The organism is Kitasatospora sp. NPDC057518, from assembly GCF_042802075.1.
GTDB lineage: Bacteria > Actinomycetota > Actinomycetes > Streptomycetales > Streptomycetaceae > Kitasatospora.
The window spans coordinates 1-4,806 of record NZ_JBHVEU010000574.1 but is presented as its reverse complement, the minus strand read 5'-3'; the positions used below and the strand labels follow the sequence as shown (position 1 = coordinate 4,806).

Sequence of the window (4,806 nt, the reverse complement as noted above, 5' to 3'; positions counted from 1 at the left end):
GAAGTCGGTCCGTCCGACTCCCCGCGCCGCGGTTTCTCCGTTTCCGGGGCCCGGCGGGCCTCAGCGCGAGGCGCGCAGCTCCGGCAGCTGGATCAGCTCGGTCTCGTCCTCCGGCGTCAGGTCCACCACGGTCGGCCCGCCCTGCTCCGGCCGCTCGGCCGACTCCGCCGCCCGGGCCTCGGCCACGGCCTTCTCGGCCACCGCCTCGTCGCCCACCACGTCCGCCAGGTCGGCGCGCTCCCCCAGTTCGGCGACGCTGCCCACCGCCGGTGCCGGGGCCGCCGGGCGCGCCGGGGCAGCCGCACCGCGGCCGAAGAAGCTGAAGCCCTGCCCGCGGGCCGGACCGGACTGCGCCGGGCGCGGCCGCTGCCGCTCCACCGGCGCGGGCGCCGCGGCCGGCCCGGCCGACGCGCCGCCGAGCTGACCGACCGTCGCGGTCAGCGCCGGACGCACCGGCTCGGGCCGCACCGGCGCCGGGGCCGCCGGAGCCTGCCCCGGAGCCTGCCCCGGGGTCGGCACCGAGGGCGCCACCGGGGCCGGCACGGCCACCGACGCGGCCGGGGCGACCGGCGACTCCTTCGCGGGCTTCCGCAGGGCCACCTCCGCGCCCGCCGTACGCGCCCGCCGGGCCTCCTGCTCCGCCGCGCGGCGCTCCAGCAGCCGCAGCACGGACGCCGCCCGCACGTAGGCGGCCGGGCTGGCCGGATGCTTCGGACGGCTCGCGGCGAGCGCCTGCTGGGCCGCCTCGGCCTCCTTGAGCGCCTGCTCGGCGACCGCCACGGCCCGCTCGCGCAGCAGCCGGGCGATCTCGGTCTCGGCCTTCGCCAGCCGCGACTTCTCCGCCGTCAGCCGCCGCCCGAACCGGGTGGCCCGCTCCTCGGCGACCTCCGCCGCGTACTCGGCCTCGGCCAGCTGCTCCTCGAACCGCTCCTCGGCGCGCAGCCGCTGGGCCGCGGACGTCTCGGCGGCCGCCCGGGCCGCCTTGTCCCGCTGGCGCAGCAGCAGCGCGAAGCCGAGCGTCGCGATCACCGCCGCGACGCCCACCGAGCGCACCAGGACGGTGTCCTGACTGAAAAGCAGAGCGGCCAGTGCGGCGACCAGCAGCACGCCGGTGGCGGTGGGGGGAAAGACCCGGCCGAGGACGGAGGAATGACGGTGGCGTCCGCGAGACATGTCCAAGAAACTAGCGTGCGAATTGGGGGCCTGTCAGCCCAGGGTCCCCTTCCGCCCTTGACAGGGTGCGGTTTTTACCGCACGTGCCCGGATTCTCACGCAAGATCACGAAGAAAGCCCTGCTCAGCGGTGCCGACGAGGCGGACGGTGCCGGCGGGGCCGTCGAGGCCCCCGTGACGCCCGGGCGGCGCCCCGGCGGGGCCCCGGCCGCGTCTCAGCGGTGCGACGCCGCCGGACCGCCCGGGTCGTCGTGGTTCTCCGGCAGCTTGCACACATGCTGGATCCAGAGCGCCGCCGCGATCACCGCGGCCCCCGCCAGCACCGCGAGCCCGGCCGTCACGGCCTGGTCCTTGCGGGCCGACACGTCCAGCTCGCCCAGCAGGTAGATCCCGGCCCCCGCGTAGATCCCGGTGACCACCGAGGAGACCAGCGCGCTGGCCTGCCCCAGCACCACCGCCCGGGCCGCCAGCAGCGGGTCGACCCCCTTCGCCCCGGGCTGCCGCTCGCGCACCGCCTTCAGCCGGGCCCGCAGCGACAGCGCGGTCGCCAGCAGGACCACCGCGACCGCCGCCAGCACCACCGGCGCCGCGGCCGGCACCGCCGGCAGCGTGTCCACGGAGGCCCACAGCTTGGAGCCGGCCCAGGACAGCGCCGTCGTGGCGGCGGTGATGCCGATCAGGAGGCGGAGGCGAAGCAGCTTCACTCGGAGGAGGTCCTTCCCGGGTACCCGAACCGGCCGCCCGCCCGGTGGCGCGGCGACGCCAGGCCACCGTACCGGGCCCGGCCGGGCGGGCACCCGCGTGAACGGCGGACACCTACTCGTACGGCCGGGCCCCCGGCCGAGTTCCCCGGGCAACGGCCCCGGTCACCGGCCTCCGGACCTACTCGGGCAGCGTCAGCCCGATGTCCTCGCGGCGCTTCACGCCCTGCGCGTCCGGACCGCCCAGCGCGGTCAGCAGCGCGTCCACCCGCCCGTGCCCGGGCACCTCGGCCTCCGGCTGGGCGTCCAGCCAGGGGGCGAGCACGAAGGCGCGCTCGTGCGAGCGCGGGTGCGGCAGCAGCAGCTGCGGGTCGTCGCTCAGCACGCCCTCGTAGGCCAGGATGTCGACGTCCAGGGTGCGCGGGCCCCAGTGGACGGTCCGCACCCGCCCGAAGGCGTCCTCAATGGCGTTGCCGCGCTCCAGCAGGTCCCGCGGGGGCAGCGAGGTGCGCAGCACCACGACCGCGTTGTAGTAGTTCGGCTGCTCCTCGGGCCCGCCGACGGCCTCGGTCTCGTACACCGCCGAGACGGCCTTGATCTTCAGCCCCGGGGTGTCGGCGAGCGCGTCGACGGCCCCCTGGAGGGTGTCCAGCCGGTTGCCCAGGTTGCTGCCGAGCGCGATCACCGCGCAGCGCTGGCTGTGCAGCGTGGTGTCGGCGGAGTCCACCCGGCTCTCCAGGTCGAACGCGTTCGGCGTGGCGGTCGGGTCACTGGTGCTCATGCGCCCGCCTCGCTTCGCTCAGCAGGGGCACTCACCCATGCGCACCTCTTGATCATCCGCTCGCTTCGCTCGCTCATCGGAAAACGTCCTCTACATCGGATACCGGGCGCGCGGTGGGGGTCATGCGCGGCCCCGGTGGATGGTCACGGTCACGTCGTCGAACGGCACGGTGATCGGGGCGTCCGGCTTGTGCACGGTGACCTCGACCTCCTCGACCGCTTCGTGCTTGAGGCACTGGTCGGCGATCCGCTGGGCCAGCGTCTCGATCAGGTCGACCGGCTCCCCGGCGATGATCGCGGTGACCTCCTCCGCCACCAGCCCGTAGTGCGCGGTGCGGGTGAGGTCGTCTCCGGCCGCGGCGGGGCGGGTGTCCAGGTGGAGCACGAGGTCGACCACGAAGGTCTGCCCCTCGACGCGCTCGCGCTCGAAGACGCCGTGGTGGCCCCGGGCTCGCAGCCCCCGCAGGGTGACGCGGTCCAGCAAACGAATCACTGCTCCCAGTCGGACGGGCCCCGCCCGGAGAAAGGCATGGACGGGCAGGGCGAAGGCGGGCGGCACGCCCGCCACTCCGTTTCGAATCTACCCGCGAGCACGGACAACGCCTGACCGTCCTACCCGGCACGAACCGACGCCACGCGCACCGATATGGCGATTGACGTGAACGTTCGGTGACCACTCGGAAATTCCCGGCGACTTCCCGGCACCGCATTTCCGCAAGTGCCGGAATCAGCTCTCCTCGTCGTCGTCCCCGCTGGTCAGAACGGGTGAACCGTGATGCGACCAGAGCTTCCACCCGGCCGGGGTACGACGGAACAGATTCGTCGACACGACCTTTCCGCCGACCAGCGGCCCGAGTTCCCCCTCCTCCTCCGACTCTCCGCCGGACAGGATGTTCTCGGTGCACGTGACAAGGGCCACATCACCGTGCACCTCGGCCTCGACATCGGTCAGGAAGAACTGGATGTACTCCGTGTTCATCATGATCAGCATGTACGAACGGGTCACCTGGGCCCGGCCGCGGAGCACCGGCCAGCCCGGGTGCACGCACACCACGCCACCCTTGTCGTCGGCGTCCGCGGCGCCCAGCCAGGCATCCTCGACCGCTTCCAGGTCCCCCCGTTCCAGCGCCTCGTAGAGCCCCTGGTTCGCCGCCAGAACGGCCTCCAGGTCCGCCTCGCGGGCCCGCCCGGCCGTACCGCCGCTCAACCTGCCGTCACCTGTCACAGACCCTCCCTCACCCCAACCGCGCCGCGTGCTGCCAGGCCGCGACCACCCGGACGGCATCCGCCGTGCCGGACACGTCGTGCACCCGCACCGCCCAGGCTCCCGCCCGTGCGGACAGCACCGACACCGCGGCCGTCGCGTCGTCGCGCTCCCGGGCCGGGCGCAGTTCCCCGGTTGCCGGGTCGGCGAGCAGCGTACCCAGGAACCGCTTGCGCGAAGCCGCCACGAGCACGGGACGGCCGAGCGCGGTGAGCGCGTCCAGCCGGCCGAGCAGCGCCCAGTTGTGCTCGGAGGTCTTGGCGAAGCCGAGCCCCGGGTCGAGGATCAGCTGGTCCTCCTTGACCCCGGCCGCCAGCAGCGCGTCCACCCGGTCGGTCAGCTCGGCGACCACGTCCCGCACGACGTCGTCGTAGACGGCCATCCGGTCCATGTCGGCGGACTGCCCGCGCCAGTGCATCACCACGAAGGGCGCGCCGGTCTCGGCGACCACCCGGGCCATCGCCGGGTCGGCGAGCCCCCCGGAGACGTCGTTGACGATCGCGGCGCCGGCCTCGACGGCCCGCTCGGCGACCGAGGCGCGCATGGTGTCCACCGAGACCACCACCCCGGCGTCGGCGAGCTCGCGCACCACCGGGATCACCCGGCGCAGCTCCTCCTCCTCGGGGACCCGCTGCGAGCCCGGCCGGGTGGACTCGCCGCCGACGTCCACCAGGTCGGCGCCGCGGGCCCGCAGCGCGAGGCCGTGCGCGATCGCCTTGGCGGGGTCGTGCCACATCCCGCCGTCCGAGAAGGAGTCGGGCGTGACGTTGACCACGCCCATCACGGCGCAGCGCTCCAGTCGCGGCAGACCGGCCGGCAGGGAGAAGGAGGGCGAATCGTTCATGCTTCCCATTATCGAACGGGGCCCCCGCCGAGGATTCTCGGCGGG

6 protein-coding genes are annotated in these 4,806 nt (G+C 74.5%); all 6 read right to left on the bottom strand.

Annotated features, from left to right (window positions below; all coding sequences use genetic code 11):
* Positions 1 to 60: 60 nt before the first annotated feature.
* Complete coding sequence (locus tag ACFU7Z_RS36300; protein ID WP_380782298.1) at positions 61 to 1,173, bottom strand: hypothetical protein; 1,113 nt, start codon at positions 1,171 to 1,173, stop codon at positions 61 to 63.
* A 214-nt stretch (positions 1,174 to 1,387) separates the two neighbouring features.
* Positions 1,388 to 1,876, bottom strand: coding sequence for a DUF3180 domain-containing protein (locus ACFU7Z_RS36295; protein ID WP_049654061.1), 489 nt, complete (start codon positions 1,874 to 1,876; stop codon positions 1,388 to 1,390).
* A 178-nt stretch (positions 1,877 to 2,054) separates the two neighbouring features.
* Positions 2,055 to 2,654 carry a 2-amino-4-hydroxy-6-hydroxymethyldihydropteridine diphosphokinase gene (folK, locus tag ACFU7Z_RS36290; RefSeq protein ID WP_049654060.1) on the bottom strand — a complete coding sequence of 200 codons (600 nt, stop codon included), beginning with the start codon at positions 2,652 to 2,654 and terminating at the stop codon, positions 2,055 to 2,057.
* A 120-nt stretch (positions 2,655 to 2,774) separates the two neighbouring features.
* A complete protein-coding gene (gene folB, locus ACFU7Z_RS36285; protein WP_049654068.1) occupies positions 2,775 to 3,134 on the bottom strand; it encodes a dihydroneopterin aldolase in 360 nt (119 codons plus the stop codon).
* A 246-nt stretch (positions 3,135 to 3,380) separates the two neighbouring features.
* Positions 3,381 to 3,860 (bottom strand): nuclear transport factor 2 family protein, encoded by a 480-nt coding sequence (locus ACFU7Z_RS36280; RefSeq protein WP_049654066.1) that lies wholly within the window; start codon positions 3,858 to 3,860, stop codon positions 3,381 to 3,383.
* A 28-nt stretch (positions 3,861 to 3,888) separates the two neighbouring features.
* Positions 3,889 to 4,761, bottom strand: coding sequence for a dihydropteroate synthase (gene folP / locus ACFU7Z_RS36275; protein ID WP_049654059.1), 873 nt, complete (start codon positions 4,759 to 4,761; stop codon positions 3,889 to 3,891).
* Between the last annotated feature and the right edge of the window lie 45 nt (positions 4,762 to 4,806).